Annotated in this window: 4 protein-coding genes; 3 read left to right on the forward strand and 1 reads right to left on the reverse strand. The window is 45.6% G+C overall.

The window, feature by feature from the left end; genetic code table 11:
• Positions 1-687 precede the first annotated feature (687 nt).
• Positions 688-2,883: a VapE domain-containing protein gene (locus QVP90_RS01680; protein ID WP_021935510.1), complete on the forward strand. Its 2,196-nt coding sequence runs from the start codon at positions 688-690 to the stop codon at positions 2,881-2,883.
• A gap of 84 nt (positions 2,884-2,967) precedes the next feature.
• Here QVP90_RS01680 and QVP90_RS01685 read toward each other — a convergent pair whose 3' ends face one another.
• Positions 2,968-3,198 (reverse strand): DUF4248 domain-containing protein, encoded by a 231-nt coding sequence (locus tag QVP90_RS01685; RefSeq protein WP_005930767.1) that lies wholly within the window; start codon positions 3,196-3,198, stop codon positions 2,968-2,970.
• Between the two features lie 235 nt (positions 3,199-3,433).
• On the opposite strand from QVP90_RS01685, the gene QVP90_RS01690 reads away from it, so the two are divergent.
• Both QVP90_RS01690 and QVP90_RS01695 read left to right on the forward strand, forming a co-directional pair.
• Complete coding sequence (locus QVP90_RS01690) at positions 3,434-3,904, forward strand: HU family DNA-binding protein (protein ID WP_021935511.1); 471 nt, start codon at positions 3,434-3,436, stop codon at positions 3,902-3,904.
• Positions 3,905-4,047: 143 nt separating this feature from the next.
• Positions 4,048-4,143 carry a smalltalk protein gene (locus QVP90_RS01695; RefSeq protein ID WP_005930760.1) on the forward strand — a complete coding sequence of 32 codons (96 nt, stop codon included), beginning with the start codon at positions 4,048-4,050 and terminating at the stop codon, positions 4,141-4,143.
• Positions 4,144-4,388: the final 245 nt, after the last annotated feature.

A 4,388-nucleotide genomic window follows, 5' to 3' on the forward strand; every position in this document is an offset into this window, starting at 1 on the left:
TGCCATTAAACGAACGTTTTTTGAAACACTTTTTTATCTCCATCCCTTTCAAACTTTCTCATCAAACTCTATAAAACGTATGTGTTTGTGTATTAACAAGTGGTGGTACCACCTACCTACTATACACACAAACAAAATCACTATATATGCGCGTACGCCCCCGCGCGAGAGTTTCATTCTTTTCACGCAAAATATTATCTTTGCAAAATTTTAATTATAAACATATATGAAAAATGAAGTAAAAAAAGTACTAATTGTACAATCACATTCGAATGTGAAGATTTAGGCATAAAAATCACTGCCGGCAAGTTCTCTCAGAAGTTACAAAAACACATCGACCTCTTCGAACAACCACCCGGAAGATGTGTCATAACCGGCTCACACAAAGAACTTATCGAGCTGTTGGTATCCCTTTGGGACAAAGGTCAACTCACCCTTCCGGGGAAAAACAACATCAATCATCTGGCCGATTTTATCTTCCGGTATTATGATATAAGATACGAAAACGATCCGGAAGAGAGTATGAGCTTAGAGAGCATCAGATCAGAGACTTACTTCTATCATGAGCCGGAATAGCCTAAAAAGTGAATCGTGGTTTTTCGGAGATGAAAAACCACGATTTAGCATTCGAAAAAACCGCCTTACCTTTGCCGGATATTTTAAAACCTATAAAAACAAAGCAAAGACATGGAAGAAATTCAAATCCTGATCTCATCTTTTAAGGGCTTCAGCAAGCATACGGGGAAAAGTAAACTCACTGATAAACTCCTGGAAATAGGCTCTTATACCAACGGCAAAATCATCGAAAAGATACGGGCGCTGGTACGCGACGGAAAAAAAGAGGAAGCGGCACTGGTGAAGAAACAGTTGAAAGGCAGTACGCTCTCCGCCACCTACAAGGAGCGAAGGGTGCCCGAAATGATAGATACATACAACGACCTGCAAATGATGGATCTGGACGGGTTGTCGGAAGAGGAAATGACAAATTGCAGAAAGCTGATCACGGGCAGTCCGAATACGCTGTTCTGCTTCACCAGCCCATCGGGAAACGGTTTGAAAGTGGGCGTATACATGCAGGACGAACTTTCCTGTCGCCTGCGCATGGAACTGCTGCGCCGCAGTGAAATCAGTTACGAAGCACTGGAAACTTACCACAAACAGATGTTTGCCTATGCCAAGGAGTATTACGAGACACTTTGCAGCGTAGAGGTGGATGCCAGTGGCAGCGACATCGGCAGATTGTTTTTCACCTCCTACGATCCGGACATTTACATCTGCGAAGAGGCGCTCAGGCAAGTGCGGCAACCACAACTGACCATCCTCCCGCCCCCAGCGAAAGGAAAGAAAAAGACCGTACGCCAGCTCATGAAGGAGGAGATGCCCGGAGATGAAAGCATAGACCACACCCACATCGATCCGTGGATACAAATGGAATTCCAGAGTTGCGTGCGCAGCGTGGAAAGACAGGAAAAATACCAACCCGGCAACAGGAATAATTTCATATTCACTCTCGGCAACAAATGTTATCGGAAGAACCTGCCGGAGGAAGTAGCGGCAGTCCTCGCGCAAAAGCAGTTCGGCGCCCCCGATCTGGACGCTGCAAGCATCGTAAGAAACGCCTATCACTATACCACCCGCACCGATCATCAGGAGGAAGAAAAGAAGAAACCGGTCGCGGTGCGTATCATCGAATTCATGACGCAGCAATACGAGGTGAGACGAAACGTGATACAAGGGCGGCTGGAATTCAGAGAAAAGAATAAAGGCGGCAAAAACGAATTCTGCTCCATGAAAAAGGAGGATTACAACACCGTGTTCTACGACCTGCAAATGGCGGGAATACCGTGCCACCCCAGTACCGTAAAAAGCCTGATAGACTCCCGATATGCACAAAACTTCAATCCTTTCGAAGCGTACTTTTACGGTCTGAAACCCTATGACGGGCAGACGGATTACATAGCGCTGTTGGCAGCCACGGTAAAGACGACCAACCAACCTTTCTGGGAGGACTGCCTGAAACGGTGGCTGGTGGGCATGGTGGCCTGCGCGCTGGATGACAAGATAGAGAACCAGTTGGCCATCATCATGAAAGGTGAGCAGGGAAAGGGCAAAAGTTCCTGGATACGTCATCTTCTCCCTCCGGAACTGTCTAAATATTACCGCAACGGGATGATCAACCCGGAAAACAAGGACCACATGCTTTTTCTCAGCCAATGCCTGCTCATCAATCTGGAAGAGTTCGAGGGCATGACGGGCCGAAGCATTTCGGAACTGAAAAGGCTTATCGTACAGGACGTAGTGACGGAACGGCGGCCTTTCGACACGGATGCCAACTCTTACATACGCCATTGCTCGTTCATTGCCAGCACCAACGAACCGCGTTTCCTGAAAGATCCGGCAGGGGCTTTCAGGCGTTACCCCACCGTCACCGTGGAGGAAATCGACTATCATGCGCCCGTAAACCATGCCGGAATCTACTCTCAGGCACTCTACCTCTGGAAAAACGGATTCCATTACTGGTATGAAAACGAAGAGATAGCCACATTGAATGAAGTGAACCGGGAATACAGCTTAGCCAGCATAGAGGAGGAATTGCTCTATGTCTATTTCCGCAAACCGAAAGCGGACGATCTGGACGTGAAATGGATGCCCGTATCGGCGATACTGGTACTTATCAGCATGAACGGAAAAATACAGATGAACGACCGGAACCAGAAAAGCTTGGTGCAAATACTGGAAAGGGATAACTTCCGGAAGAGAATCAGCGAAAACAAGATTTACGAATACGAGGTGGTGCAGTACTCTTTTGATGAAGTGGACAGGAACTACAAGAATACCCCATCGACAGGCCCAAAGGAGACACAGGAAGAATTACCCTTTTAAGCTTTCCGATTATATGTAATGTCCCGGCAGAATATATGTGCCGGGGCATTACATATAATCTTATTCATGGCCTGCCGGCCGGTTTCAAGGTTCTCCCAAATATTCAAAAATGAGCCGTACCTGCCGGCGAGTGTACGAATGGTCTCCCTTCCCCTCTCCCCCTTCGTACATATGGGCATGGAGCTCTTTATTACGGCGTATCCAGCTACGCAGTTTACACATGGCGTATCCCGCAGGGAGATTAGGGCTATACAACCGGGCAAGGTCAGCTTTCAGATAGGCCTTGATAACAAACTTTTCTTCATCTACAATCATACTGTTTCCGATATTGGTTTCACTACTCAAATATAATAAAAACCGGAGACAGAGGCAATTTGTAGGACAACATAATACAAAGGGAATCAAAGTATTTACCATCGAGACCAATCTGCATAAAAGTACGTTGCAGCAGTCGGAAGCCGACCGCTATCTTTGTCACATCGGAAAGAAGGAAAGCGCTACTTCCGGAAGAAAAGAGATCGTTTTTTTATTCATTTAAATTTATTTTGTTATGGGAGTACCATTTAAAAAAATTCCAAGAAAAGACCCGCGAAAAGCAGATTCAGTGGAAAAGTTCTATCCACAGTTGGTGACCTTAGGACCCAATGCAGATTTGGAAAGTATTGCTTATGTGATGAAAGAGAAGAGTTCGCTCACCTTGGGAGACATACAGAGCGTACTGACGAATTTTGTAGAAGCCATGCGAAGCACGCTCTACGGCGGGCAATCGGTCAATATCAAGAATTTCGGCGTATTCAGTCTCTCAGCCCGCACCATGGGCGTGGAAAAGGCGGAAGACTGCACGGCAAAAAACATTAAAGCCGTAAAAATAAACTTCCGGCCGTCCACCAATATCCGCCCGGATATCACTACCACACGTGCCGGAGAGAAAATCGACTTCTACGATCTGGAAACTTTGCTGAAAAAGAAAGAAGAAGAGGAAGGAGGAGGAGAAGGGGAAGGGGAAGATCCGGCGGCATGATGGTTTTAGTTGAAAGGTGAAAGGTGAAAGGTGAAAGTTGGGAGATGGGAAATGGGAGATGCGAGATGGGAGATGCGAGATGCGAGATGAAAATTGGGAGGTAAAAATTGAGAATTAAAAATTGGGGAAAGGAGGTGTAAAGTATGAAGAAGTCTCTTTGGGATAAAATCCTGAAAATCGTGATAGCAGTGGCATCAGCCGTGTTAGGAGCATTGGGAGCCAATGCAATGAGTATCTAATGGCAGGCACTATACCTGTTTTGTGAGAAATCAGTGGAATACGGGATTCGGTAATGGGTCTCGTATTCTTTCATTATTACTTTTTATTTTCCAATGTATGATAATTACAAGTATGGGTACAATGCTGAATGAGGATTTGCCACCTATTTCATATTCTGTCCGCTTTCCACTCTCAATACGAAAAACTTTTGTAACTTTGTAACTGTTAGTGTAACAAAGAGTGATAGGATATGAAAATTCAAGCA

Origin of the sequence: Bacteroides sp. CAG:189, assembly GCF_000432295.1 — a bacterium.
GTDB lineage: Bacteria > Bacteroidota > Bacteroidia > Bacteroidales > Bacteroidaceae > Bacteroides > Bacteroides salyersiae.